Source organism: Nonomuraea sp. NPDC001699 (assembly GCF_053596455.1).
In genome coordinates this window covers 537,098-561,936 of sequence record NZ_JBSFGF010000001.1, presented here as the reverse complement: position 1 = coordinate 561,936, position 24,839 = coordinate 537,098, and the positions used below count along the sequence as shown (strand labels likewise).

At 73.4% G+C, this 24,839-nt stretch carries 24 protein-coding genes; 13 read left to right on the top strand and 11 right to left on the bottom strand.

Features of this window, described 5'->3' with window-relative positions; all coding sequences use genetic code 11:
• Positions 1 to 3: 3 nt before the first annotated feature.
• Genes ACWCSU_RS02700 through ACWCSU_RS02675 form a run of 6 tightly spaced genes read right to left on the bottom strand, consistent with a single transcriptional unit; the run spans position 4 to position 8,079 of the window.
• The gene (locus ACWCSU_RS02700; protein ID WP_449933093.1) at positions 4 to 1,200 is read right to left on the bottom strand and encodes a hypothetical protein; all 1,197 of its coding nucleotides are present in this window, start codon (positions 1,198 to 1,200) and stop codon (positions 4 to 6) included.
• Between the two features lie 9 nt (positions 1,201 to 1,209).
• A complete protein-coding gene (locus ACWCSU_RS02695; protein WP_357702857.1) occupies positions 1,210 to 1,590 on the bottom strand; it encodes a RidA family protein in 381 nt (126 codons plus the stop codon).
• Between the two features lie 9 nt (positions 1,591 to 1,599).
• Positions 1,600 to 2,676: an alanine racemase gene (locus tag ACWCSU_RS02690; RefSeq protein ID WP_449933091.1), complete on the bottom strand. Its 1,077-nt coding sequence runs from the start codon at positions 2,674 to 2,676 to the stop codon at positions 1,600 to 1,602.
• Positions 2,677 to 2,717: 41 nt separating this feature from the next.
• On the bottom strand, positions 2,718 to 4,247 hold the full coding sequence (locus ACWCSU_RS02685) for an N-acyl-D-amino-acid deacylase family protein (RefSeq protein ID WP_449933089.1): 1,530 nt from the start codon (positions 4,245 to 4,247) through the stop codon (positions 2,718 to 2,720).
• 8 nt (positions 4,248 to 4,255) lie between these two features.
• Positions 4,256 to 7,399, bottom strand: coding sequence for a DUF4153 domain-containing protein (locus tag ACWCSU_RS02680; protein WP_449933087.1), 3,144 nt, complete (start codon positions 7,397 to 7,399; stop codon positions 4,256 to 4,258).
• Positions 7,396 to 8,079 (bottom strand): response regulator transcription factor, encoded by a 684-nt coding sequence (locus tag ACWCSU_RS02675; protein WP_449933085.1) that lies wholly within the window; start codon positions 8,077 to 8,079, stop codon positions 7,396 to 7,398. The genes ACWCSU_RS02680 and ACWCSU_RS02675 overlap by 4 nt, the downstream gene beginning before the upstream one ends.
• A 72-nt stretch (positions 8,080 to 8,151) precedes the next feature.
• Between ACWCSU_RS02675 and ACWCSU_RS02670 the strand changes: the two genes are divergently transcribed.
• From ACWCSU_RS02670 to ACWCSU_RS02655, 4 genes are all read left to right on the top strand, one after another.
• Positions 8,152 to 9,006 (top strand): arylamine N-acetyltransferase family protein, encoded by an 855-nt coding sequence (locus ACWCSU_RS02670; protein ID WP_449933083.1) that lies wholly within the window; start codon positions 8,152 to 8,154, stop codon positions 9,004 to 9,006.
• Between the two features lie 39 nt (positions 9,007 to 9,045).
• The gene (locus ACWCSU_RS02665; protein WP_357702867.1) at positions 9,046 to 10,113 is read left to right on the top strand and encodes a protein kinase domain-containing protein; all 1,068 of its coding nucleotides are present in this window, start codon (positions 9,046 to 9,048) and stop codon (positions 10,111 to 10,113) included.
• Positions 10,110 to 11,534, top strand: coding sequence for a glycosyltransferase family 39 protein (locus ACWCSU_RS02660; protein WP_449933080.1), 1,425 nt, complete (start codon positions 10,110 to 10,112; stop codon positions 11,532 to 11,534). Before ACWCSU_RS02665 ends, ACWCSU_RS02660 begins: the two co-directional genes overlap by 4 nt.
• A gap of 105 nt (positions 11,535 to 11,639) precedes the next feature.
• Positions 11,640 to 11,831, top strand: coding sequence for a hypothetical protein (locus ACWCSU_RS02655; protein WP_352322643.1), 192 nt, complete (start codon positions 11,640 to 11,642; stop codon positions 11,829 to 11,831).
• Between the two features lie 28 nt (positions 11,832 to 11,859).
• Here ACWCSU_RS02655 and ACWCSU_RS02650 read toward each other — a convergent pair whose 3' ends face one another.
• On the bottom strand, positions 11,860 to 12,171 hold the full coding sequence (locus ACWCSU_RS02650) for a DUF3817 domain-containing protein (protein ID WP_357702871.1): 312 nt from the start codon (positions 12,169 to 12,171) through the stop codon (positions 11,860 to 11,862).
• A gap of 2 nt (positions 12,172 to 12,173) precedes the next feature.
• Entirely contained in the window at positions 12,174 to 12,956 is a 783-nt protein-coding gene (locus ACWCSU_RS02645) for an SURF1 family protein (RefSeq protein ID WP_357702873.1), read from the bottom strand.
• A 105-nt stretch (positions 12,957 to 13,061) separates the two neighbouring features.
• On the opposite strand from ACWCSU_RS02645, the gene ACWCSU_RS02640 reads away from it, so the two are divergent.
• Together ACWCSU_RS02640 and ACWCSU_RS02635 are read left to right on the top strand one after the other, a co-directional pair.
• Entirely contained in the window at positions 13,062 to 13,235 is a 174-nt protein-coding gene (locus tag ACWCSU_RS02640; protein WP_357702875.1) for a hypothetical protein, read from the top strand.
• Between the two features lie 184 nt (positions 13,236 to 13,419).
• Entirely contained in the window at positions 13,420 to 14,874 is a 1,455-nt protein-coding gene (locus ACWCSU_RS02635; RefSeq protein ID WP_449933077.1) for a flavin-containing monooxygenase, read from the top strand.
• Between the two features lie 10 nt (positions 14,875 to 14,884).
• Here ACWCSU_RS02635 and ACWCSU_RS02630 read toward each other — a convergent pair whose 3' ends face one another.
• Both ACWCSU_RS02630 and ggt read right to left on the bottom strand, forming a co-directional pair.
• Positions 14,885 to 15,556, bottom strand: a complete 672-nt coding sequence (locus ACWCSU_RS02630; RefSeq protein ID WP_449933075.1) for a glycoside hydrolase family 25 protein — start codon at positions 15,554 to 15,556, stop codon at positions 14,885 to 14,887.
• A 254-nt stretch (positions 15,557 to 15,810) separates the two neighbouring features.
• On the bottom strand, positions 15,811 to 17,526 hold the full coding sequence (gene ggt, locus ACWCSU_RS02625; RefSeq protein ID WP_449933073.1) for a gamma-glutamyltransferase: 1,716 nt from the start codon (positions 17,524 to 17,526) through the stop codon (positions 15,811 to 15,813).
• Positions 17,527 to 17,630: 104 nt separating this feature from the next.
• On the opposite strand from ggt, the gene ACWCSU_RS02620 reads away from it, so the two are divergent.
• Both ACWCSU_RS02620 and ACWCSU_RS02615 read left to right on the top strand, forming a co-directional pair.
• Positions 17,631 to 18,740, top strand: coding sequence for a sensor histidine kinase (locus tag ACWCSU_RS02620; RefSeq protein ID WP_364086570.1), 1,110 nt, complete (start codon positions 17,631 to 17,633; stop codon positions 18,738 to 18,740).
• Entirely contained in the window at positions 18,737 to 19,384 is a 648-nt protein-coding gene (locus ACWCSU_RS02615) for a response regulator transcription factor (protein WP_357702885.1), read from the top strand. The genes ACWCSU_RS02620 and ACWCSU_RS02615 overlap by 4 nt, the downstream gene beginning before the upstream one ends.
• On the opposite strand, the gene ACWCSU_RS02610 is transcribed toward ACWCSU_RS02615, so the two are convergent.
• Positions 19,365 to 20,837 (bottom strand): FAD-dependent monooxygenase, encoded by a 1,473-nt coding sequence (locus tag ACWCSU_RS02610; RefSeq protein WP_449933070.1) that lies wholly within the window; start codon positions 20,835 to 20,837, stop codon positions 19,365 to 19,367. The genes ACWCSU_RS02615 and ACWCSU_RS02610 overlap by 20 nt on opposite strands.
• A 57-nt stretch (positions 20,838 to 20,894) precedes the next feature.
• Between ACWCSU_RS02610 and ACWCSU_RS02605 the strand changes: the two genes are divergently transcribed.
• The 5 genes from ACWCSU_RS02605 to ACWCSU_RS02585 all read left to right on the top strand — a co-directional run bounded on the left by ACWCSU_RS02605 (position 20,895) and on the right by ACWCSU_RS02585 (position 24,823).
• Positions 20,895 to 21,092, top strand: a complete 198-nt coding sequence (locus ACWCSU_RS02605; RefSeq protein ID WP_357703066.1) for a helix-turn-helix domain-containing protein — start codon at positions 20,895 to 20,897, stop codon at positions 21,090 to 21,092.
• On the top strand, positions 21,089 to 21,562 hold the full coding sequence (locus tag ACWCSU_RS02600; protein WP_449933068.1) for a Clp protease N-terminal domain-containing protein: 474 nt from the start codon (positions 21,089 to 21,091) through the stop codon (positions 21,560 to 21,562). Before ACWCSU_RS02605 ends, ACWCSU_RS02600 begins: the two co-directional genes overlap by 4 nt.
• Positions 21,563 to 21,620: 58 nt before the next feature.
• Entirely contained in the window at positions 21,621 to 22,403 is a 783-nt protein-coding gene (locus ACWCSU_RS02595; RefSeq protein WP_449933066.1) for a class I SAM-dependent methyltransferase, read from the top strand.
• A gap of 96 nt (positions 22,404 to 22,499) precedes the next feature.
• Positions 22,500 to 23,378, top strand: a complete 879-nt coding sequence (locus tag ACWCSU_RS02590; protein ID WP_449933064.1) for an urease accessory protein UreH domain-containing protein — start codon at positions 22,500 to 22,502, stop codon at positions 23,376 to 23,378.
• Between the two features lie 56 nt (positions 23,379 to 23,434).
• Positions 23,435 to 24,823, top strand: coding sequence for an SEL1-like repeat protein (locus ACWCSU_RS02585; protein ID WP_357702894.1), 1,389 nt, complete (start codon positions 23,435 to 23,437; stop codon positions 24,821 to 24,823).
• The last annotated feature ends 16 nt before the right edge of the window (positions 24,824 to 24,839 follow it).

The window sequence follows — 24,839 nt, the reverse complement described above, 5'->3', positions numbered from 1 at the left end:
GGGTCAGCCCGCGGCGGCGAGGGCGGCCGGGATGCGGTCGAGCACCGGGTGCGGCACCAGGCCGTAGGCGTAGAAGTCGACCGCCAGCGCGCCCGCCGCCTTCGCCCCCCTGGCCTTGGCCACCAGGCGGTCGGTCGAGTCGCTGTCGGGGTAGCCGGGCCGCAGCACCGCCCGCACCTCGCGGTCCTTGCCCACCGACCGCAGGTACGCGCCCACGTCGTCGGCCACCCGCGCCGCGTCCCGCGCGTACGCCAGCACGCCGAAGGCGGGCACCAGGTCGCCCAGCGCCACCAGGTCCACGCCGAGCTGCCAGGCGTCGTGGGCGGCCAGGCCCGGGGTCGGCAGGCCGTCCCGGTAGCCCTTCACCGCGCCGGTCGAGTCGACGAAGACCAGCCTGGAGCCCTCTTCGGCGACCGCCGACGACACCTCGGAGACGAGCGTGGTGACGGTCTCGGAGCGCGCCCGCGCGTACGCCACCACCTCGGGCCCGGCGTAGGCGGTGAGCGCCGCCCTGGTCACCTCGCCCTGCGCGGCCGGGTCGCCGTCGAAGACGCCGCCCACGATCCGCGCGCACTCCTCACGCGCCACCTCGGCGTTCACGCCCAGGTCGGTGGCCCGGCGCATGCAGTAGTCGCAGAAGCAGAGCCCGAACAGGTACGTGTCCATGGGCCCGAGCTGCACGAAGGAGCGCTGCGGCTCGACCGGCGTGAAGTGCAGCGCCTCGGCGACCACGCTGTCGACGCCCAGCCTGGCCACCGCCCTGGCCAGCGCGACGGAGTACTCGCGCACGTCGGGATGGGCCGGGCACAGGTCGATCAGCGAGCCGCGGTCGCCGAAGCAGTCGCGGACGGTCACGTCGGGGTGCTCGTTGCCGAGCGTGGCGTTGCGCAGGAAGACCGTCCAGCCGTGGAGCTTCAGGCCGCGTCCGGCGCACGCCTCGCGCAGCCCGTCGAGGGCGTGGACGTGGCCGGGCACGGGAGCGAGCCGGAGCCCGTCGAACAGCCCGGCCGGCGGGGTGAAGTGGGCGCCGTCGTGCCTGACGGTCAGCCTGGACAGTCCGTGCGGGGTGACGTCGCGCGCGGCGTGGTGGACGGCGCCGACCGTGACCCCGCCCACACCGTACGCGCTGACCCTGTCGAGCACCCGCTCGACGCCCTCACCGTGCAGGTCCTCGGCGAAGACGTATACCGAACTGTCCACGTGCAGACCTTACGCGCTCTTGTGCGCGACGAAGTCGATCTCCACCAGGATGTTCATGAGCTGCGAGCCCACCGTCGTCCGCACCGGGTACGGCTGGGTGAAGTACGACTTGTACACCTCGTTGTAGGCGGCGAAGTCCTCCTTGACGTTCTGGAGGTGGACCGTCGACTTGATGACGTCGTCGAAGCCCAGGCCGTGGGCGGCGAGGATGGCCCCGAGGTTCTTCATGACCTGGTGGGTCTGGGTGGCGACGTCGTCGCCGACGATCTCGCCGGTGTGCGGGTCGAGCGGGCCCATCCCGGAGGTGTAGACGAAGTCGCCCACCACGAGCCCCTGGGAGTAGGCCCCGACCGGAGCGGCACCCTCGGTGGTCTTGAGCTCTTTCTTCACGAAATCTCCCTAGAAATCGGTGTGTATCGTGCCGACGACACGGTAGTCCCGGTCCACCAACGGCAGAACGCGCCACTTGTCGAACGCGGTGCACGGATGTGAGATCCCGAAGGCCAGCAGGTCGCCCGGCTTGAGCCCGTCGGCCCGTACGACGGTGTGCTGGTCCTGCATCTTCGTGATCGTGACGCCGCTCCGGCGCGGCACCGGCAGGCCCTCGTCGTAGGGCGCGTCGCGCTTGCCCATGCCCACGACCGCGAGGCCCGGCTCGGGCGTGGACAGCACGTGCGCCCACACCTCAAGGGCCGGTCGCAGCTCGCCCTCGATCCGGTTGAACGGCGTGCGCTCGCGGTAGTAGCCGTCGTCGTGGGTGACGTACGCGCCGCTGCGCAGCAGGATGCGGGCGTGCGTGGTGACCAGCTCGCGCCCGATCACGTCGAACCACTGGCTGCCGCCGATCGTCAGGATCGGGTTGCGGACGCGGACGTGCTCGACGGCCTCCTGAAGCCCTGCCAGGTAACGCCGGACCTCGTCCGCGCTCTTCAGCGCCCCCTCGTACCCGGCGACGCCGGCCAGCTCGACGCCGGGCGTCTCCTGCACGTAGGCGGCCACCTTCAGCAGCTCGTCGAGGGTGCGGCAGCCGGCTCGTCCGCCTTCGTGCCCGAGCTCCACGAGCACCCGGAACGGGCGGGTCGAGGCGTGCCGGGCGAGAATGTCCACCCCGGCCTCGGAGTCGACGAAGCTGAGGAACTCGAAGGCCGGGTCGCGGTCGAGCTCTCCGGCGGCCCATGTCAGCCCGGCGGAGTCGACGACCTGGTTGGCCACCATGATGCGGTCGCCGCCGTAGCCGCGGGCGATCCTGGCCTGCCGGGTCGTCGCGACCGTCAGCCCCCACGCGCCCGCTTCGAGCTGCATGGCGGAGATCTCCGGCGACATGTGGGTCTTGACGTGCGGAGCCAGCTCCATGCCGTGGTCGCGGGCGAACGCCGCCATCGTGGCCACGTTGTGCTCCAGCGCGTCGCGGTGCACGATCATCAGCGGAAAGCCGAGCTCGCCGTCGAGGACCGACTGCCCAAGGATTACCTGCACGACACCCCCTTTATCCGCGTCTGACCTTATCCCAGGCGGGATCAGCGTGATCGAAGTGCCCGTCCCGGACGGGCCCCGGTCAGCTCGCCCCCGGCCAGCACCCGTACGCCGGACACGAGCACGTCGTCGACGCCGTGCGCCGGGCTGCGCGGATCGGCGTACGTCGCCCGGTCGGACACCGTGAGCGGGTCGAACACCACCAGGTCGGCGACGCACCCGCCGCGCACCAGCCCGCGCCGGTCGAGCCCGAACCGCCGGGCCGGGTGGGAGGCCAGGTGCACGACCGCCTGCTCCCACGTCCAGTCGCCCAGCTCGCGGACGTGCCGGCCGAGGAACCTGGCGAAGGCCCCGAACCCGCGCGGATGCGGATGACCGCCCACGTAGATGCCGTCGGAGCCGCCGGTGTGGGACGGATGGCGCAGGATCCGGCGTACCGACTCCTCACCCGCGGGGCCCTCGTCAGGACGCGCGGAGACGCACCCGGCCTCCAGCCGCGTCTCCACCAGCAGGTGGCGGCAGAACGCGGCGGGCGTCATGCCGGCCCGCGCGGCGGCGTCCGGCAGGGCGAGCCCCTCGGCCCATTCCAGGCCGGGCGCGTGGGAGACGGTCAGCCGGGGGTAGACGTCGCCGAGCCCGGCCCACCAGTCGTCCAGCTCGGGCGAGGTGATCATCTCCAGCGCCGCGTCGGTCTCGGCGCCCGGCACGGACGGCGGCAGCACCACCATGGCCAGGATCGTGCTGCCGCGCAGGTAGGGGTAGGTGTCGAAGGTGAGGTCGACGCCCTCGTCGTGGGCCCTGCCGACCAGCGGCAGCAGCACGTCGGCCGGCCCGTGCAGATGGGAGACGTGCACGGCCGCGCCGGAACGCCCGGCGATGTCCACGACCTCCGCCATGCCGACCCCGGCGTTCACGCCGTAGGCCCGCATGTGGGTGACGTACGGCAGGCCGCCGAGCGGCGCGCACAGGGCGGCCAGCTCCGCGGCGTCGGCGTAGCGGCCCGGCAGGTACTCCAGCCCGCTGGACAGCCCGACCGCGCCCTCGGACAGGCCGCGCTCGACCCGCTCGACCATCGCGGCCAGCTCCGCCCGCGAGGCCTGCTCCGGCGAGGCCCCCAGGACGTCGTAGCGGATCGTGCCGTGCGGCAGCAGGTAGGCCGTGTTCAGCGCCACCACGCGGTCGTAGCCGTCGAGCAGCTCGGCCACGCTCAGCGGGCCCTCGTGCAGGGCGCCGTTGACGGCGGCGAAGTAGCGGGAGGCGTAGGCGACGGTCTCGGCCGACCCCGGCGCGAAGGACAGACCATCCTGTCCCAGGACGAACGTGGTCACCCCCTGCCGCAGCGCCGCGAGCTGCACGGCCGGGTCGAACACGGCGGCGTCGCCGTGGGCGTGGCAGTCGACGAAGCCGGGCGCGACGAAACGCCCGGTCGCGTCGATCACCGTCTCCGCCTGCCCGCCGTCCAGCCTGCCGACCGCCGCGACCTCGTCGCCCGCGATCCCCACATCCGCCCGGTACGGCGGCGCGCCCGTGCCGTCGAGCACCCGGCCGCCGCTGATGACTACGTCGAACCTCACACCAAGATTCAATCAGAGCCGCGCGAGGACGCCGATGGGCACGGTGACCAGCGGTCGACGGGCCGCTCGGCCAGCAGGTCCCTGGCCCGGGCGCGGGCGAGGTTCCAGCCGTTCCACGGGTCGGCGCGGTCGAGGCCGTTGGCGCGCACCACGTCGGCGAGCACGCAACTGCGCTGCGGCTCGGGCAGCCGGTCGAGCGCGGGCACGGCCTCCGCGCCGAGGTCGCCCAGGTAGTCGGAGTCCATGTTGGTCACGCCGCGCACCTCGACCTGGGTCTGCGCGACCTGGAGGTCGGGGTTCACCAGCGAGAACACGCCCAGGCCGAGCCCGGTGACCAGGACGACCGTGCGCGGCAGCCAGCCGGAGCCGCGGCCCGCCAGGCGTACCGCGCCGGCCAGCAGCACGAGCGCGAACAGCGCGCCCAGCCACCACACGGTCGCCTGGACGGAGATCCGCAACCGTGACAGGCCGTAGGCGTCGGTGTAGAGGTTCATCCGGTGCAGGGCCGAGGCCAGCACCACCATGGTCAGGCCGCACAGCACGCCGAGCACGACCGCCAGCAGCCAGCGCTCGCCGCGCTCGGTCCGCAGCAGCCCCCCGGCCACCGCGACGATGCCGAGCACGAACACGCTGACCACCACGAGCTGGAAGAATCCCTGCCTGGCGTACTCGGCGTAGGTCAGGCCGGCCGTCCGCAGCACCCAGTCGGCGCCGCCGAACAGCGCCCTGATCTGGACTGCCACGAACGCCGAGAACAGCAGGTTCACCGAGACCAGCGGCACCAGCCACACGCTCCTGCTCACGCCGAACTTGTGCGCGGGACCGACCGGGTCGATCACCGGCCGCAGCGCGACCAGCACCGTGGCGGCCAGCAGCACGGCGACGAACCCGAAGACGAAGATCCGCGAAGGCACCGAGTCGGCCCAGGCCGGGGTGCTGGTCAGGCGCTCGACGTACGCGGCGAACACCGCGTCGGCCGAGGCGAACAGCAGCCCGAACACCAGCACCAGCACGACCGTGATGCCGAGCCCCGCGAGCACCGGCATGATCCGCCGCCTGGCGGTCAGCTTCCTGATCGGCCCGGCGAGGAACCACGGCACCGGACCGAGCGCGAGCACCACGGACACGCCGCCCCTGATCACGCCGAGCCATCCCGCCCCCGCGCCGGACACCGCCAGCGCGCCCAGCCCGGCCCCCGCCACGAGCAGGATCGCGACCAGCCAGTCCGCGTCGCGCACGGCCGCCATGGAGATCAGCCAGTACGCCGTCACCCCGAACGCCAGCGTCCAGGGGGTCATCCTGCGCAGCACGGCCGGCAGCGCCGCCGCGCCGAGCACCATGGCCACGAGCACGATCCCCAGCCCCACCTGGGCCTCGGGCAGCGCCACGGCGGCGAACACGCCCGCGCCCGCGGCGGCCGGCAGCAGCCAGCGCGGCGCGACGGGCAGCTCGGGCCTGGGGAAGAGCGGCGGCGGCACGTACGCCGGCCCGCCCCCGCCCGGCCCCCGCCCCGCCACCTGGTACGCGGCCTGGTACGCCGCCGCCCTGCGCCCCGACCCCGCCCCCAGCGCCATTCCGAGCGCGCCGCCCAGCGCGGTCACCATGACCAGCGTGACGAGCGCGAGGCCGTCGCCTACGGTCACCGAGGCCAGCACGGCCGCGAACAGCCCGCCCAGGAAGCCGACCACGACCCCGAGCACCCCGCCCCCGACCATCCTGGCGAGCCCCCCGCTCCCCGCCTGGGTAACGGGCGGAACCGGGGCCCCCGCGGGCATCCCCGCCCCGGCCCCCACGGACGCGCCGACCCCCGGCGCCATCGCCCCGGCCCCCACAAGCGTGCCGCCCCCCGCTGCCGTCGCCCCGGTCCCCACGAGGGTGCCGGCCCCTGGTGCCGTCGCCCCGGTCCCCACGAGGGTGCCGGCCCCTGGTGCCGTCGCGTCCGGGGGGAGCGGCGCCGGGTCCCCGGCGGCGCCCGGTCCGGCGGGCGGCTGCGGGCCCGCCCTGCCCGGGGTCGCCGTGCCAGGGCCCGCCGTGCCAAGGGACGCGGGGGGCGGAGGCGGGCCGTCCTCGGCCGCGGGGAGCGCGTCGCCCAGGGGAGGCGAGTCCGCCGGACGGCCCTCGTGCACCCTGTTCGCCCCCTTGTCGAACGGTGTCTCCGTCATCGTCGTCCTTCCTGGTAAGTCGACGACCATGCGGCACCCCGCGCAGTCGTCGATGCGGATCGACCCCCCGTGCAGCTCCACGATCTCCTTGACGATCGCCAGCCCCAGCCCCGCGCCCCCGGAGTCGGCCGCCCGCCCCGCGTCCAGCCGGGAGAACCGTTCGAACACCCGTCCCCTGGCCGCCTCCGGGATGCCCGGCCCCTGGTCGGCCACCACCATCCGCGCCCCGTCCCGCCCGGCCGAGCACGTCACCGTCACCACGCCCCCGGAAGGGCTGTGCCGTACGGCGTTGTCCAGCAGGTTCGCCAGCACCTGCGCCAGCAGGTCGGGATCGGCCCGCACCGCCGGCCCGCCGGGCGCCGACGCCGTGATCGTGACGTCCTCGCGCGCCAGCGACGCCTCCCGCACGGCCTGCTCGACCAGCGGCGCCAGCTCGACGACCTCGGGCTCGATCAGCCGTACGCCCGAGTCGAGCCTGGACAGGTCGAGGAGCTGGGCGACCAGGCGGCCGAGCCGTTCGGTCTGGGCGAGCGCGGTCCTCATGGTGACCGGGTCGGGCGCGGAGACGCCGTCCACGACGTTCTCCAGCACCGCGCGCAGGCCGGTGATGGGGGTGCGCAGCTCGTGGCTGACGTTCGCGACGAGCTCGCGCCGCTGCCGGTCCACCGCGCCGAGGTCGGCGGCCATCGCGTTGAACGCCCTGGCCAGCTCGCCCACCTCGTCCCGCGAGGTGGCGCTGACCCGCAGGCCGTAGCTGCCCTTGGCGATGGTCTGGGCGGCCCTGGCCATCTGGCGCAGCGGCTTGGTCATGCCCATGGCCAGCACCTGGACCATGATCAACGCGAGGATGACCGCGACCACGATGCGAACGTCCCGGGTGAACCCGGCGTTGAGCCCCACCTCGTTCACCACGAACGCGGTGCCCACCGCCAGCACGATGACGATGCCGAGCTTGACCTTGATGCGGCCGAGGAAGTCGAGCGGCCTCATTGCCGGACCAGGGCGTAGCCCACACCGTGGACGGTGCGCACCACGTCGGAGCCCAGCTTGCGGCGCAGCGCGCGGACGTGGCTGTCCACGGTCCTGGTCGCGGCGGCCTCGGAGAAGCCCCACACGTCCGACAGCAGCCGGTCGCGCTCGAAGACCTGCCCGGGGCGCTCGGCCAGCCGTCGCAGCAGGTCGAACTCGGTCCTGGTGAGCTGGGCCTCGACCCCCCGGACGAACACCCGGCGCGCGGCCGTGTCGATCTCCACCTCGCCCACCCTGATCACCGTGTCCTCGACCGCGAGCTGGGCGGCCCGCTCGACCCGGCGCAGCAGCGCGTGGATCCTGGCCACCAGCTCGCGCATGCTGAACGGCTTGGCCAGGTAGTCGTCGGCCCCCACCCCCAGCCCGACCAGCACGTCGGTCTCCTCGCCGAGCGCGGTCAGCATGAGGACGGGCACCGGGCGCGCCGCCTGCATCCTGCGGCACACCTCCAGCCCGTCCAGACCGGGCAACAGCCGGTCGAGGATCACCAGGTCGGGCTCCGCCTTCCCGTACTGGACCAGGGCGTCGTGCCCGTCGCCCGCCACCCGGACGTCGAAGCCCTCGGCGGCCAGCCTGTTCCGTACGGCCAGGGCGATCGTCACATCGTCCTCGACCACGAGGACGCGCCGCTGCTCTGCCACGTACGAAAGAGTAGAAGTGCGCCGTGCAGACGACACTCCATAATTTGTGCACATCTGGTGCAGACTTGGCCGGTGAACACCGCTGGCTACCTCAGCCGTCTGGGCCTGTCCCGCCTGATCGACGCCCCCGCGAGCGCCGAGGGCCTGCGCGCGCTCCACGTCGCGCACGTCGAGAGGGTCGCCTACGAGGCGCTGGAGATCTGGCTGAACCGTCCCACCTCCCTTGATCCCGTCGAGTCCGCCGAGCGCATCATCAGGGGGCGCGGCGGCTACTGCTACCACCTGAACGGCGCCTTCTCCGAGCTGATCAGGAACCTCGGCTACGACGTCACCAGGCACGTCGGCGGCGTGCAGAACCCCGGCAGCGAGCCCGGCGTCACCGGCAACCACCTGGTGCTGACCGTGCGCGGCCTGCCGAGCGAGGACAACCCGGGCGGCGAGTGGCTGGCCGACCTCGGGCTCGGGGACGGCCTGCACGAGCCGCTGCCGCTGGTCGCGGGCGCGTACCGGCAGGGGCCGTTCACGTACGCCCTGCGGCCGTCGGAGGTCGCGCCCGGCGGGTGGCGGTTCGACCACGATCCGAGTGGTTCGTTCGTGGGCATGGATTTCGAGCGGACCTCCACAGACATGTCCGCCTTCGCTGATATGCACAACCATTTGTCGACGTCACCGTCGTCGGGGTTCGTGCGCACGGCCGTCGTCCAACGGCGGGACGCCTCCGGTGTGGACTCGCTGCGCGGGCTCGTCCTGTCCCGCGTCGGCGCCGGCAGCCACTCGATCACCCTGGACACGGCGCGCGACTACTACGCCGCGCTCGCCGACGTGTTCCGGCTGACCTTCGACGACCTGGGCCCCCACGACGCCGAAGGGCTCTGGAGCAGGCTGAACGACGCCCACGAGGCGTGGCTGACCGGCCGGACCGCATGATGGCCGGGCAGTGCGGGCGAGCGCTATCGTGCACTCGACATGGCTGAGACCAGGAAGCTCGCCGGGCGCTATCGGCTGCTCAACCCCCTGGGCGCGGGGTCCGTACGGCTGGCCTTCGACGAGACGGAACACCGCGACGTCGCGGTCAGGGAGCTGCGCATCCCGCCCGAGCTCCGCGAGTCCGCCCTGCACGAGGCGCGCAGGGCCGCCGGGCTGCGGCACGCCTCCATCGCCCGGGTGCTCGGCGTGCTGGTCGAGGACCGGGTGCCGTGGCTGGTCATGGAGTTCGTCTCGGGCGTGTCCCTGGAGCAGGCCGTACGCGGGCGGCAGCCGCTGCCCGTCGTCCAGGTGGCCAGGATGGGCGTCTGCGTGTTGTCGGCGCTGGACGCCGCGCACGCGGCCGGGATCGTCCATGGGCAGGTCAGCCCCGGGAACGTGCTGCTGACCAGCACCGGAAGGGCGGTGCTCACCGGGTTCGGGGTGCCGAGCCTGAGCATGCGGCCCTCGGCCGACCTGTGGTCGCTGGCGGCCACGCTGCACTTCGCCGTGGAGGGCCGCCCGCCCGGCCAGGTGCCCGCCGAGGGCGCCGACCCGCTCAGGTCGCTGATCCGGGCCATGTTGCATCCCGCCGGATCGCCGCCGGTGGAGGTGGTGCGCGAGACGCTGGAGCGGCTGGCCGTGGACCAGCCGCTCGACCAGGTCGTCCACGCCCTTGGACCGCTCCCGCCCGCCGAGGTGGCCGAGATCGGGCTCGCCGTGCTCGACCAGCTCCAGGCCAGGGGCGGCCACCACGGGGCGGTGCAGCCGGGCGGCATCCTCATCTCCGACCAGGGGCGGGCCACGCTGGTCCCCCCGCTGCGGTCGGCCACCGTCCCGGCGTACACGGCTCCGGAGGGGGGCGCGGGCCCGGCCGCCGACCTGTGGTCCCTGGGCGCGACGCTCTTCATGGCCGTGGAAGGTGTGCCGCCCGCGCCGGGGGCGTCGCTGGCGCGGGCGGGGGCGCTGGCTCCCGTCCTGGTCCGCCTCCTGTCCGGCGTCCCGGCCGACCGTCCCACCCCCGAGGCCCTCCGTCAGCAGCTCCTCGCGGTCATGGGCCCGCGCCGATGACCGGCGCGACCGTCCTGCCGCGTCCGGCCGAGGCCGGAGCCGCCGGGCGGGGCGCCGGCCGGTGGTGGCCCGCCGGGCCCGCGCTCGTCGCCGCGGTGGCCGGGTTCTGGGGGCTCCCGGTGCCGTCGCTGTGGCGGGACGAGTCGGTCAGCACGCTGGTCGCGCGCATGTCGTTCGACGAGCTGCGCCGCTTCCTCGCCGACCTCGACGCCGTCCACGCCCTCTACTACCTCCTCCTGCGGCCCTTCGCCGCCCTTCCCTGGCCGCCGGAGATCGCCGTCCGCCTGCCCTCGGTGCTCGCCTTCGTGGCCGCCGCCTACGGGGTCGCGGCCCTGGGCCGCCGCCTGGCCGGCACCGCCGCCGGTCTGTACGCCGGTCTCCTGTACGCCCTCACCCCCATGGCCGCCCGGTACGCCCAGGAGGCCCGCTCGTACGCCCTGGTGAGCGCGGTCGCCGTGCTGGCGACGTGGCTGCTGGTCAGGCTGCTCGACCGTCCCGGCCGGGCCGCCCTCGTGGCCTACGGCGCGAGCGTGGCCCTGCTCGGCTGGCTGCACCTGTACGCGCTGCTCCTCGTCCCCGCCCACCTGCTCACCGCCTGGTTGCCGGTGCTCCGCCGCACGCTCGCCGCGAACCCGGCGCCCGCCGTCGTGCGCTCGCTGGTCGCCGTGGCGGCGGCGGGGGTGGCGCTCGTCCCGCTCCTCGCCCTGGCCGCCGGTCAGCGGGATGCCCAGGTGTTCTGGCTCAGGTCACCGGGCTGGGCCGAGCTGGCCGCCTTCCCCGGCGAGGTCGCGGGGGCGGGCGCGGCCGTGCTGTTCGCCGCCGCCCTGTGGGGGGCCGTACGCGCCCCGGCGGTGGCGGTGTGGGCGGCGTCGCCGGTGGCGCTCTCGTTCGCGATCTCCCAGGTCCAGCCGGTCTACCATCCGCGTTACGTGCTCTTCGCGGTCCCGCTGCTCGCTCTGCCGGCCGGGATCGGCCTGGCCGGGGTGCGGTGGCGTCCCGTGGCGGTCGCCGCGCTGGCCCTGTACGCCGTGCTCGTCCTGCCCGCGCAGGTGGCGATGAGGCAGCCCGCCGCCCGTCCCGACGACCTGCGCACGCTGGCCGCCACGCTGGCCGCGGAGGAGCGTCCGGGGGACCGGGTGTTGTTCGTGCCGCAGCGCTTCCGGCTGTTCGTGGCCGTGTACGGCACCCCGTACGACCGCCTGACGGACCTGACCCGCGCACCCGGCGCGCCCGGCCCGCGGACGGCCGACGAACTGGACGCGGCGCTGAAGGGCGTCGACCGGGTCTGGCTCATCTCCCCCAGGATCGGGACGAAGTACGCCGACGACGAGCGCTACCGCACCCTGAAAAGAACGCTCGTACCAGGACAGACACGCACGTACGGCTCGATCCACCTGACCCTCTGGTCCCGCAACAATTGAGATACATCGCGTCCTGGAACCCAGGGCACGGGTCCACTCGTTGGAAGGGCGACGCAGAATGTGGGAGAGGCGGGGCACGGGCTCCGCGTTCGGAGGAAGCCAGGGATGTCGCCAGTTCAGAAGTACGTCATCGGCGCAGGCGCCGCGGTTCTGCTCTCGCTGATCTTCTTGCCGGGCTGGATCACGCTGCTGGTGGTCCTCGGCGCGGTCGCGGCGCCGGTGGTCGGCTACCTCATGCTCGACCCGTCGCAGCGCGAGCGGCTCAAGCGGGCCCGCAGGCGCGGGATCGGCGGCTGAGGCCCGCGAGCCGCGGCGGGGGCCGTCGTCAGGCCCTCGCCGCGCTCAGCTCGGTGCGCACCCGGCTGTGCACCCGGCGCTCCACGTAGAACGACAGGAACGGGATCGTGCCGCCGAGCATGACCCCGAGCATGTAGGGCCAGCTCCAGCGCGCCTTCATGCCCAGGTTCATCACGGTGATGAGGTAGATCATGTAGAGGCCGCCGTGGATGGGCGCGATGATCTTGGACATCTCCGCGGCGCCGAAGCCGTAGCGCAGCACCATGGCGACGCACAGGATGAGCAGCATGACGCCGACCACGTAGGCGAGCACCCGGAAGGGCTTGAGAGCCGATTCCACCGTTAACCTTCCAGAACCATCTCGGGGGACTTGTCGCGGTCCCGATCCGCCCGTACGGCGTCGCGTACGAAGTGGAACCACATGAAGACGGCGAATCCAGCGAAGATCCACCAGTTTGCGGCATATGCCAGATTACGCCAGGTCAGTGTGCCACCGACCTCCGGCGGCCGGATCTTCACCTGCCCGAGCGAGCCGGACGGCGGCTGCGCCACCATGAAGCCGGTCCGCAGCTTCTGGCCGGTCCACAGGTTGATCAGCTCTCCGGTGGACACCGTCTGGACCTGACCGGGAGGCAGCCCCTCCACCCGCCGCTGGACGCTGTCGGTGCCCTGCTGGCCGCGCAGCCGCCCGATCACCGCGACCCGGCCCTCGGGCACGACGGAAACGCCCGGGTCGTCCGCCTTGGCCGCCCAGCCGCGCACGACCGGCATCAGCGTGCCGTCGTCGAGCCTGATCGGGGTGAGCACCCAGTAGCCGTGGTCGCGCGAGACGTTGCCACCGGGGGCGTCGACGTCGGGGCGACGGTCGGCAACCAGGAGCTGGCGCGCGGCCTCGTACGTGCCCTCAGCCGTGACCCTGCGGCCGACGGCCTCGCCCTCCATCTGCCCGCCCACGGGAGCCAGCGTGGCGACCCCCACGGGGGCCGGGTCGACGGCGGCGTGCGGCCTGCCGGAGTCCTGGAACACACCGAGCTGCCAGCGGCCGAGCAGGATGAACGCGATCAGGACCCCGATCGTCAGCAGATGCAGCCCCACGACGCGGGGTGAGAGCAGGGTCCGGAGCATGACTCAAAGCTATCCGCCGGGTGGAGTGGTCCCCCCATCAGCCCATGCCTATAGATAGTGGCAAAGGGTGCAAATGGACCATGTCATCACGCTAGGCTGCTGGCCATGTCTGACCAGCATATCGACCCGGCGGGCAACACCCAGCAGTTCCGCGCCTTCGCGCAGCGCCAGGAGCAGGAAGCCGAGGCGGCTCCCAAGAAGTCGCCGCTGCTGCCGATCCTGGCGGTCGCCGTGGTGATCGTGATCATCGGCGTCGCCGCCTTCCTGCTGCTCCGCTAGCACACAACCCCATACGGACCACCCACCCGCCCCGACGCCGTGGCGGGTCTTCGTCGTTTCCGCACAGTCGTTTCCGCACAGGCCGGGCGTACCGCCTCCCTGGACCGGCGGTGGCCGGCCGACTACATTGGACGATACGTCCAATACATCGGACCGCGCTGGTCGCGGTCGTCGTGGAGGTTCAGTGGCCGAGCCAGGATTGGTGATCGTCGGCACCGGCTTCGCCGGGATCGGCATGGCGATCAAGCTCAAGGAGGCGGGCTACCACGACTTCGTGATCCTGGAGAAGGCCGCCGACCTCGGGGGCACCTGGCGGGACAACACCTACCCCGGGTGCGCGTGCGACGTGCCGTCGCACATGTACTCCTACTCGTACGAGCTGAATCCCGGATGGTCGCGGATGTTCGCCCCGCAGGCCGAGATCTGGGACTACCTGCGCACGTGCGCGGACAAGTACGGAGTAACGCCCCACATCCGCTACAACAAGCACGTCACGGCCCTGGAGTACGACGACGACCACCGAGGCTGGTCGGTCACCACGGACGACGGCGCCACCATCCGGACGAACGCGGTCGTCTCCGGCATCGGCGCCCTCCATATCCCGAAATTTCCGGCAATTGTGGGGAGGGAGTCCTTCGCCGGCCCCTCCTTCCACTCCGCCGAATGGGACCACTCGGTCGATCTCACCGGCAAGCGCGTCGCGGTCATCGGCACCGGCGCCTCCGCCGTGCAGTTCGTCCCCCGGATCGCCCCCCAGGCACGCGAGCTGACCGTCTTCCAGCGCACGCCGCCGTGGATCCACCCCAAGCCCGACCTCACCTTCTCCCCCGCCGCCCGGCGCGTCCTGCGCCTGCCCGGCATGGCCCGGGCCCTGCGCGGCGGCATCTACTGGGCGCTGGAGAGCCGGGCGCTCGGCTTCGCGGTGCACCCGCGCCTGATGAAGCCGCACGAGTCGCTGGCGCTCAGGCACCTGGCGGCCCAGGTGCCCGATCCGGACCTGCGCAGGAAGCTGACGCCCGACTACACGATCGGCTGCAAGCGCCTGCTCGTCTCCAGCGACTACTACCCGGCCCTGACCAGGCCCGACGTCACCCTCGTCACCGACGGCATCGCCGAGATCCGGCCCAGCTCGATCGTGACCGCGACCGGCGAGGAGCACGAGGTGGACGTGATCGTCTACGGCACCGGCTTCAAGGTCGTGGACGCCCTCCAGACCCAGCGCATCACCGGCCGGAACGGCCTGAAGCTCCAGGACGCCTGGCAGGACGGCATCGAGACCTACCTCGGCATCACGGCCTCCGGCTTCCCCAACCTGTTCTTCCTGCTCGGCCCGAACACCGGCCTCGGCCACCACTCGGTCGTCTTCATGATCGAGTCGCAGGTGCGCCACGTCGTCGAGTGCCTGCGCCTGCTGTCCAGGACCGGGGCCAGGGCGGTGGACGTCAGGAAGGACGTCCAGGACGCCTTCAACCGCCGGCTGCGCGCCCGCCTGGACCCGCTCGTGTGGAACGCGGGCGGCTGCACCTCCTGGTACCTGGACGAGCACGGAGTGAACCGGACGATCTGGCCGGGCTTCACCTTCGAGTACTGGGCCCGTACGCGGAAGGTGCGCCCGGCGGCGTACGAGCTCATCTACTGAGGACGGCGGGTCACCTGCGGCCCAGCGCCTTGAGCTGGACGGGGGTGAGGGCGGAGACGTTCTGGTCCACCGGCGCGTCGGCGTACTGGTGGATGGTCCAGGTCTTCCAGTCGGCGGGGGCGGCCACCTGGCCGGGGCCCTGGCCGTAGCGGGCCACCCACAGCGGGTACTGCTGCAGGCCGTGGCCGTACTCGTCGGCGAAGTTCCAGCCGCTGTAGAACAGCGGCGTGATGCCCGTCCTGGCCTGGACGTGCGCCAGCCACTTCTTGGCCCAGGCGTTGACCGCGGTCACGGATTGGCCGTCGGTGGTCTCCAGGTCGAGCGCGAGCAGGTCGCCCTTGGCGGCCGGCTGCCGGTTCACCACGGACAGGAAGTGGTCGGCCTCGGCGACCGGGTCGTTGGACGGGTGCCCGTAGTGGTAGGCGCCCCGCACCTTGCCCTTCGTGCCCAGGTCGGCCCAGTGGCGGGCGAAGGAGGCGTCCACGTGGGTGGCGCCCTCGGTGGCCTTGACGATGCCGAACGAGGCGCCGCTGGCGGCCCAGTCGTGGTCCGGCTGGTAGCTGGAGACGTCCTGGCCGTAGGTGAGGCCGTCGGCGTGGGCCGGGGCGGACGTCAGGCCGAGGGCCGACACGGCGGCGGTGGCGGCCAGCAGGGCGCTCGCGTACAGCTTCTTGGCGTTCACAGGGTTCCTCCTGAGGGCAGGCCGGGGCAGCCCACGGGTGTCTCTCGGGATCCGGCTCGAACGACGGCGGCTGAATGAGGGTGCGGCCGGCGGATTCCGCTCGGCGGCACGGCGCCACGACCCGTCGCGATGCCCGTTACAACCCTGTGACCTGCGCAAACATTCCCTCATGCGGCAGTCAAGCCGTGACCTCGGTCACCCCGCGAGGGCGGCGGCCCGCCGGGGGCCGCCGCCGTGCGCGCTCAGCGCGGGTTTCAGCGCGGGTCGAGCACCAGGGCGCTGCCGCCGCCCCGCCGTACGGGCTCGGCGACGGCCTGGACGAGGCCGTGGCCGCGCAGTTCCAGGGCCGTGGCCGCGCCGATCTCGGGGTTCAGCACGAAGCTGTGCCCCTTGGCCTCCAGCTCGGTCCGGTACTTGTCGAGGAACGCCTGCTCGGCCTGCGTCTGGGCGGTGTTGCGTTGGGTGGCCCGCGGCGCGGCGAGCGCGTCGGGCAGGCTCATGCCGAACTCGTACCGGTTGACCAGGATCTGCAGCACGGTCGTGATGATCGTCGAGCCGCCCGGCGAGCCGGCGGCCAGCACCGGCCTGCCGTGGTCGAACACCAGCGTCGGCGCCATCGACGAGCGCGGCCGCTTGCCGGGGCCGGGCAGGTTGGGGTCGCCGGGGGCGGGGCCGAAGGTGAAGTCGGTCAGCTCGTTGTTGAGCAGCACGCCGCGGCCCGGCACCACGATGCCGTTGCCGCCGGTCGACTCGATGGTGAGGTTGTAGGCGACCACGTTGCCCCAGCGGTCGGCGACGACCAGGTGCGTGGTCTCCGGCCCCTCGTCCGCGATCGGGGTCGCGCTGCCGGTCGGGGTGGCGCAGGCGCCGTACGTGCCGTCGGGGCTGCCGGGGGCGGCCGGGCTGCTCAGGGCCCGGTCGCCGATCAGGCAGGCCCGCTCCTTGGCGAAGCCGTCGGACAGCAGCTCGCGCAGCGGCACGCCGGGCAGGTCGCCGACGTAGGCGTTGCGGTCGGCGAAGGACAGCCTCGACGCCTCCAGGTACTCGTGCAGGCCCACCTTGGGCAGGGCTTCGAGGATGTTGAGCGCCTCGCCGACGGTCGAGCCGCCCGAGGACGGCGGCGCCATGCCGTACACGTCCATGCCGTTGTAGGAGATCTTGGTGGGCTCGCGCAGGAGGGCGCGGTAGTCCCGCAGGTCCGACAGCTCCATCAGGCCGGGCCGCACGTTGCGGGTGCTGCCGGGGGTGACCGGCGGCTTCTTGACGGTGGCCACGACCTCCTGGCCGAGCCGGCCGCCGTACAGCCAGCCGGGGCCGCGCCGGGCCAGTTCCCGGTAGGTGTTCGCCAGCTCCGGGTTCCTGAACACCGAGCCGACCGGCGGCGGCGCGCCGTTCGGGAGGTAGAGCCGGGCCGTGGAGGCGATGTCCTTGAAGCGGTCGACGTTGGCGGCCGTCTGGTCGTGGAACGTCTGGTCCACGACGAAGCCACGGGAGGCCACCTCGATGGCCGGCTGGAGCGCCTGGCCGAGCGAGAGCGTGCCGAACCGGCGCAGGGCCAGGTCCCAGTGGGCCAGCGTGCCGGGCACGCCCGCCGACAGGCCGCTGGTGACGCCCTCGTCGAACGGGATGCCCTCGAAGCTGGTGGCGGTCATGGCGCGCGGGGCCGTCTCGCGGCCGTCGATGGTGAACACCTTGCGCTGCCTGGCGTCGTACAACACCATGAAGCCGCCGCCGGTCAGGCCGGCCGAGTACGGCTCGGTGACCCCGAGCACGGCTCCGGCGGCCACGGCCGCGTCGACGGCGTTGCCGCCGCGTCTCAGCACGGAGAGCGCGGCCTTGCTGGCGTCGAGGTCGACGGTGGCGACGGCGCCTCCGTACCCCTCGGCGACCGGGGACTTCTGCTGGGGGCCCGCGGACGCGGGCGCGGCGGGCAGGAGGGAGATGAGGACTGCTGCTGCGGAATAGATCACACGGCGCATGGTGTCCACCATGACCCAGCTACGCCCGTCGTGGTAGGGCCCCCTCGCACGAGGGGAGGATGTCCTGCCCTCCGCCGGTGGCCTAGCGTGGTGGGGTGCGCAGGAAGTCCGGTTTCGACCCTTATCTCGCCCTGATCGTGGCGGTCGCCCAGTTGGTGATCGCCCAAGGCGCGACGTGGGGCCAGCGTCTCCTCAGGGAGCAGCTCGACCCGTACGCGTACGCGTTGCTGCTGATCGGGCCGCTGGCCATCCTCTTCCGCAGGCGGTTCCCGCTGCTGACGGTCTCCGTCGCGCTCGCCGCGATGGACCTGTTCCTCATCGGCGGCTACGCCTACGGCCCCGCCTTCCTCAGCCCGGGCGTCCTGCTGTTCCTCCTGGTCACCGGGGGCAGACGGCTGATGGCCTGGACGATGGCGACCATGACGGTGACCTCGCTCCTCAGCTACGCCTGGTGGGTGGGCAACCGCGACCTGTTCCACAGCCTGTCGATCCTGGCCTTCATCCTGCTGTTCATGGTCGTGGCCGAGCTGGTCAGGATCGTCAGGGAACGCCGGGCCGAGCGCGAGCGCATCCTTGAGGAGGAGGCCAGGCGGCAGGCCAGCGAGGAGCGCCTGACCATGGCCCAGGAGCTGCACGACGTGCTCGCGCACAACATCTCGCTCATCCACGTGCAGGCCAGCACCGCGTTGCACCTCATCGACGCCAACCCCGAGCAGGCCCGCTCGGCCCTGGCCACGATCAAGACGGCGTCCAAGGAGGTGCTGGGCGAGATGCGCTCGGTGCTCAACGTGCTGCGCGAGGGCGCTCCGCGTTCCCCGACGGCCGGGCTCGACCGCCTCGACGACCTCGTCCAGCGTTCGGGGATGGAGGTCTCGCTCAGGCGGGTGGGCTCGCGGCCGCTGCCGCCGCAGGTCGAGCGGGCCGCGTACCGGATCGTGCAGGAGTCGCTCACCAACGCCGCCCGCCACGCGCCCGGCTCGCGGGTGACGGTGCGCCTGGAGTACGGCGCGGCGCAGCTCGTCATCGTGGTCGCCGACACGGGGGCGACGACCCCCGCCGTGCTGTCGGAGGAGGGCAGCGGCAACGGCATCCCCGGCATGCGCGAACGCGCCTCCGCCCTGGGCGGCACGCTCGTCGCCGGCCCGTCGGGCGACGGCTTCCAGGTCGAGGCCCGTCTGCCCCTACCCGAGGAGAACCCAACGTGATCAAAGTGTTGCTCGCCGACGACCAGGCGCTGGTCCGCGCGGGCTTCAAGGCGTTGCTGGACGCCCAGCCCGACATGACCGTGGTGGCCGAGGCGGCCGACGGCGCGGAGGCGGTGCGCCTGGCCGGCGAGCACGCCCCGGACGTCGTGCTGATGGACATCCGCATGCCCGGCACCGACGGCCTGACCGCCACCCGCCTGATGCCGCCCGGCCCGCACATCATCATCCTGACCACGTTCGAGCTGGACGAGTACGTCTTCGAGGCGCTGCGCGGCGGCGCGTCCGGCTTCCTGGTCAAGGACACCGAGCCGGCCGAGCTCATCCAGGCCGTACGGGTGGTGGCGGCGGGCGAGGCGCTGCTGTCGCCGAGCGTGACCCGGCGGCTGATCGCCGAGTACGCCTCGCGCGCCAAGGAACCGGTCGCCACGCAGGGCCTCGACCAGCTCACCGACCGCGAGCGCGAGGTGCTCTCCCTGGTCGGCACGGGCATGACCAACGACGAGATCGCCGCCAAGCTGTTCATGTCGCCGGCCACCGCCAAGACCCACGTCAGCCGGGCCATGATGAAGCTGCACGCCCGCGACCGCGCGCAGCTCGTGGTCATCGCCTACGAGTCGGGCCTGGTCAAGCCGGGGTGGCTCTGACGGCGGGCGGCTCCGCGCCGAACCACGCCCGCGCGGCCCCGGCCAGGCCGTCGGTGCCGGCCCAGGCCACGTACCCGTCGGGGCGGATCAGCAGCACGTCGGCGGGCGGCTCGGCGCACCGCGCCCTGACCACGTCGATCCAGCCGCCGCCGGGTGACGCCGGGCCGGTCTCGTCGCGGAGGTCGAGGAGCACCGGCCGCCCGGCGCGCATCAGTTCGGCCACCCGCCGCTCCCCTTCCGCCGTGCTCAGCCGCAGGTCGGGGACGAACCGGCCGACGAGCGGATGCGGGTGCTCCGGGCCGGGCGCGTAGCGGGTGTCGGAGCCGTGCAGGATCGCGGCGAGGTGGCGCAGCGGCTGCTCGTGGGCGAACAGCTCGGCGAGCAGCGCGCGCAGGGCGTCGCCGTCCTCGCCGGGGGCCCGTTCCAGCGCCGCCTGGGCCCGGGTCTGCGCCAGCGCCCGCCCGGCCACCGGACGGCGTTCCTCCTCGTAGGTGTCCAGCAGGCCCTCGGGCACCCGTCCGAGCAGCACGGCGGCCAGCTTCCAGGCCAGGTTGACCGCCTCCGTCATGCCGACGTTGAGCGCCGTCCCGCCCGCCGGGAACAGGTGGGCGGCGTCCCCGGCCAGGAACACCCGGCCGGCCCGGTAGCGGTCGGCGAGCCGGGCCTGCGCGACCGTGCCGGACAGCCAGAGCGGCTCCCCGAGCGGCAGGTCCCGCCCGATCACGCGGCGCACGGCGGCGCGGAAGTCCTCCGGCGTGACCGGGCCCTCGGGCGCCGCGCCGCGCTCGCGCACGCCCGCGACGAGCACGCCGGGCCGGAGCGAGGTGAGCAGCAGGCGGCCGGCGGGGGTGCGGTTCCAGCCCGGTCCCAGGCCCTCGGCCCGCGGCGCCTCGAACGGGCCCTGCCCGTCCCAGGCGAAGTGGCCGAGCCGCAGCACCTCGTCGTCGGTGGTGCCGGGGAAGCCGATGCCCGTCAGCGCGCGCACGGTGCTGTGCCCGCCGTCGCAGCCCACCGCGTAGCGGGCGCGGGCCCGGCCGGTGGACAGCTCCAGCGTGACGCCCTCCTCGTCCTGGACGAGCCCGAGCACCTCGTGGCCCCGCCTGATCTCGGCTCCGAGCCGTCCGGCCCGCTCGGCCAGCAGCCGTTCCAGCCGCGGCTGCTGGATCAGCAGCAGCCGCAGCGGCATGTCGTCGTGCCCGGCGAACCGCAGCGGCACCTGCCCGAACGGGAACCCCGGCGCGGGGCCCGCGAAGCCGCTGCCCTCGGAGAGGGGGCCGAGCAGGCCGCGGTGGTCGAGCAGCTCGACGATCTGGCCCGCGAGCCCGTTCGCCTTGGGCAGTTCGCTCGGTTCAGGGCGTTTGTCCAGCACGATCGGGCGTAATCCGGCCAGGGCCAGTTCGCCCGCGAGCATGAGCCCGACCGGGCCCGCTCCCACGATCATCACGTCGTCCATGCCTGTCAGGCTAGATTGACAAAACCCCGTCTGTCAATCTAGCCTGACGGCGTGGACATGGAAGAGCTGTCTCAACGCATCAGGTCGAACGACCCCGCCCTCGGCCTGCGGGCCGTGGGCGCGCTGCACCGGCTGGCCGAGCAGGTCGAGGCGACGTCGGTGGCGCTGGCCAGGGAACAGGGCTGGACCTGGGAGCAGATCGGCGACGCGCTCGGCATGTCGCGGCAGTCCGTGCACGCCCGATACGGAAAGTGAGGATCGCCATGTTCGGCAAGGAGAAGAGCCCGTTCGCGGCCGTCGTCAGCGCGGCGCTCGACGAGGCCAGGCAGCGCGGCGACCGGCGGCTCGGCACCGAGCACCTGCTGCTCGGCCTGCTGCACGACCCCGCCGCCGCCCCGGCGCGGGCGCTCGGCGTGGACCTGGCGGGGGCGCGGGCCGCGCTCGACGAGCTCGACCGGGAGGCGCTGCGCTCGATCGGCCTCGACCTCGGCCAGGCACCGCGCGCGACGCCGCGCCGGCACCCGCCAATCCCCGGCACCTCGCTCACGTCGAGCGCCCGCGCGGTGGTCAACGCCGCCATCGGCGCCACGCGGCGCAAGACCAGGCAGGAGGTTCCCCGGCACCTCCTGCTCGCCCTGCTGGAGCGGGACCGCCACGACCCGGTGGCCGGGCTGATCGACCAGCTCGGCGTCGACCGCGCCGCCGTGCGCGCCCGCATCGCCTGATCCGCGACACGGGAGAAATCCGGTTGAAGCCACCCCCGGGCGCTGACATGGTCGGAGGATGCGGCGTACGTACGATGACCTGGTCGAAGAGGCCGACACCGTGTCCGTGGACGGCTGGGACTTCTCCTGGCTGGAGGGCAGGGCCACCGAGGAACGACCCTCATGGGGCTACTCCCGCCTGCTGGCCGGGCGGATGGCGGCGGCCGAGGCGGCGCTCGACGTCCAGACCGGCGGCGGCGAGATCCTGGCCGGGCTGCCCACACTGCCGAAGGTGACGGTGGCGACCGAGTCGTGGCCGCCCAACCTGGCACTGGCCGCCGCCCGGCTGCGCCCGCGCGGGGCGCGGGTGGTGGCCGACGACGACGAGCCGCGCCTGCCGTTCCGCGACGGCGTCTTCGACCTGGTGGTCAGCCGCCATCCGGTGGAGACCTGGTGGGCGGAGATCGCCAGGGTGCTGCGTCCCGGGGGCGCGTACTTCTCGCAGCAGGTCGGCCCGCGCAGCGTGTTCGAGCTGACCGAGTTCTTCATGGGCCCGCAGGACGGCTCGGCCCGCGACCCGCGCCAGGCCGTGGCGGAGGCGGAGGCGGCCGGGCTCGAAGTGGCCGACCTGCGGGTCGAGCGGCTGCGGATGGAGTTCCGCGACATCGGCGCGGTGATCTACTTCCTGCGCAAGGTGATCTGGATCGTGCCGGGCTTCTCGGTCGGCCGCTACGGCGCCAAGTTGCGCGAGCTGCACGAGCTCATCGAGGCCGAAGGGCCGTTCGTCGCCTATTCGTCCAGGTTCCTCATCGAGGCCCGGCGTACCGACGTCCGGGGCGTGATTGCGGGCGCAACCACCTAAACGTCACTAAGGGTACAAGAACTGTCACTGGCCGCATCCGGCGTGCCGCGTTACGTTTCCCCCAGAGCTTCGCGAGAGAGCCGGGAGGGGCTGGACGTGGAGGCCGTCACCCTGTTCGCCGGGGGCGTGGCCGCCGGGCTGGTGGGCGGCACCGCGTCCTGCACCGCCGCGCAGGGCGGGCTGCTGGTGGGCCTGGTCGGCCGGCGTCCCGGAGGCGACCCCGCGCTGGTGGCCTGGTTCCTGGGCGGGCGGTTGGCCTCGTACACGCTGGTGGGGGCGTTGCTCGGGCTGCTCGGCTCGGCCGTCGGCCTGCCGCCGCGGGCGCGGGCCCTGCTCCTGGTCGCGGCGGGCTGCGCGGTGATCGGGTTCGCGATCCGGCTCCTGCGCGGCGGGGGCCACGCCTGCGCCGAGCCCGTCCGGACGTCCGGTTACAAGGCGCCGCTGCTGGGCGCGGCCACCGTCCTGGTGCCCTGCGGGGTGACGCTCGGCATGGAGATGCTCGCCGTGTCCAGCGGCTCGCCGCTGTCGGGCGCGGCGGCCATGGCAGGCTTCGTACTCGGCACCGCGCCCGCGTTCGCGCTGCTCGGGTACGTGCTGCGGCGGATCTCCCGCACCAGGCTGGCCAGGCTCGCCGGGGTCGTCGCCATGGCCGCCGGGCTCTGGACCGTCGTGGCCGGGCTCAACCTGGGCGGCTGGACGGGGGACGCCGCACCGGCCGCCGCCGGACCCGCCACCCAGATCGTCACGGTCTTCGCCACCCGCGACGGCTACCGGCCCGCCACTGTGTCCGCCCGCGCGAACGTACCGGTCGAGGTCATCTTCAAACTGGTCGATCCGGGCTGCACGAGCACGGTCACCATCGACGGGCGCGACGTGGCCCTGCCCGCCACCGTACGGCTGCCGCCCCACCGCCCCGGCTCGCTGCGTTACGTGTGCGGGATGGGGATGTATTCGGGGTTCATCAGGTTCTCCTAGGCCCGTTGTCGGCGATTACGGTTCGCGATCGTATGATCACGTGCCAGTCTGTCGCCATGGCCTGGTGGCAGGGAGAGGTGGCGACACCGGCCGTTCCGGCGCCACGGGCGGGGGACGAGCCGGAGCTGCTGGCGGCCGCGCGGCAGGGCGACGCCCAGGCGGCCCACCGGCTCGGCAAGCTCTACGCCCAGCACGGCGACCGCGCGGCGGCCCGGCTCTGGTGGGAGCTGGCCGCCTCGGGAGGCAACGTCGACAGCGCCTACAACCTGGGCGTCTGGCACGAGAAGCACGGCAGCCTTGAGGAGGCGGTCGGCTGGTACGAGACCGCCGCGGCCACCGGCGACGCCGAGGCCGCCGCCAACCTGGCCACGCTCCTGCTCGAACAGCGCGGCGACGCCGGGGCCGCCAGGGCCTGGTTCGAGCGCTCGGCCCTGGCCGGGTCGCGCACCGCGGCCCGCCGCCTGGCCCTGCTGTGCGAGGACACCGGCGAGACCGGCGTGGCCCGTGAGTGGCACCGCAGGGCGGCCGACGAGGGCGACATGACCTCGGCCCACGACCTCGGCTTCCTGGCCTACTCCGCCGGCGAGGACGAGGAGACCGTGCGCTGGTGGGAGTACGCCGCCAGGGGCGGCCACGCCGACTCCGCCCACTGCATGGGCCTCTACCTGCACGCCAGCCGCGATCCCGAGGGCGCCGAGGCCTACTACCGGCTGGCCGCCAAGAACGAGCACCCGGGCGCCGCCTCCCGCCTCGGCGCCATCGCCCTGTCCTGCGGCGACCTGCGCACGGCCCGCGCCTGGTACGAGCGGGCGGCCGCGGCCGGGCGGCTGGAGGACCAGCGCATGGCCGGGTTCGTCTGCGTGGAGCTCGGCGACACCCCGGCCGCCAGCCACTGGTTCGGCAGGGCGGCTGCGGGCGGCGACGCCGAATCGGCCTTCAACTACGGCCTGCTGCTGATCGCCGAGTTCGGCGACCTGGCCGGCGGCCGCCACTGGTTCCGCCAGGCCGCGCGGGCGGGCCACCACGGCGCGGCGGTCGAGCTGGGCGGGCTGCTGACGGTCGCCGGCGAGCTGGGCGAGGCCGAGGAGTGGCTGGCCGACCCGCCGCCTCCGGCGTGGGCGCGCACCGCCGAGCCGGAGCTGGCCGCCCGCGCCGAGCTGGCGGCCGCGGCCACGGGCCGCCGGGGCGGCGTGCCGCTGTCCGTGCCGGACCTGACCGAGGTCCTGGGCACCTGGGACCTGGTGACCAGGCCGCTGCACGACCACTCCGACGTGATCGGCTGGCTGGTCGAGCGGAGCGGGGTGCACCGCAGCGCGGTCGAGCACCTGGCGTCGGTGCGCGGCACGCTGCTGCGTCCCGGCAGCGCGCCGTGGCCGGGCACGGGCGAGATCCACCACGTCCTGGCCACCGCGCGCGACCTGCGTCGCCGCCTGGGAGTGAGTTAGGGGCGCGACCTCGTGC

Excerpts from the sequence above, each read along its gene's own strand:
- ACWCSU_RS02645 (WP_357702873.1), bottom strand. The coding sequence starts at position 12,956 with ATGCTCCGGACCCTGCTCTCACCCCGCGTCGTGGGGCTGCATCTGCTG.
- ACWCSU_RS02585 (WP_357702894.1), top strand. The coding sequence starts at position 23,435 with ATGGCCTGGTGGCAGGGAGAGGTGGCGACACCGGCCGTTCCGGCGCCA.
- ACWCSU_RS02640 (WP_357702875.1), top strand. The coding sequence starts at position 13,062 with ATGTCTGACCAGCATATCGACCCGGCGGGCAACACCCAGCAGTTCCGC.
- ACWCSU_RS02595 (WP_449933066.1), top strand. The coding sequence starts at position 21,621 with ATGCGGCGTACGTACGATGACCTGGTCGAAGAGGCCGACACCGTGTCC.
- ACWCSU_RS02605 (WP_357703066.1), top strand. The coding sequence starts at position 20,895 with ATGGAAGAGCTGTCTCAACGCATCAGGTCGAACGACCCCGCCCTCGGC.
- ACWCSU_RS02665 (WP_357702867.1), top strand. The coding sequence starts at position 9,046 with ATGGCTGAGACCAGGAAGCTCGCCGGGCGCTATCGGCTGCTCAACCCC.
- ACWCSU_RS02610 (WP_449933070.1), bottom strand. The coding sequence starts at position 20,837 with ATGGACGACGTGATGATCGTGGGAGCGGGCCCGGTCGGGCTCATGCTC.
- ACWCSU_RS02680 (WP_449933087.1), bottom strand. The coding sequence starts at position 7,399 with ATGAGGCCGCTCGACTTCCTCGGCCGCATCAAGGTCAAGCTCGGCATC.
- ACWCSU_RS02655 (WP_352322643.1), top strand. The coding sequence starts at position 11,640 with ATGTCGCCAGTTCAGAAGTACGTCATCGGCGCAGGCGCCGCGGTTCTG.
- ACWCSU_RS02660 (WP_449933080.1), top strand. The coding sequence starts at position 10,110 with ATGACCGGCGCGACCGTCCTGCCGCGTCCGGCCGAGGCCGGAGCCGCC.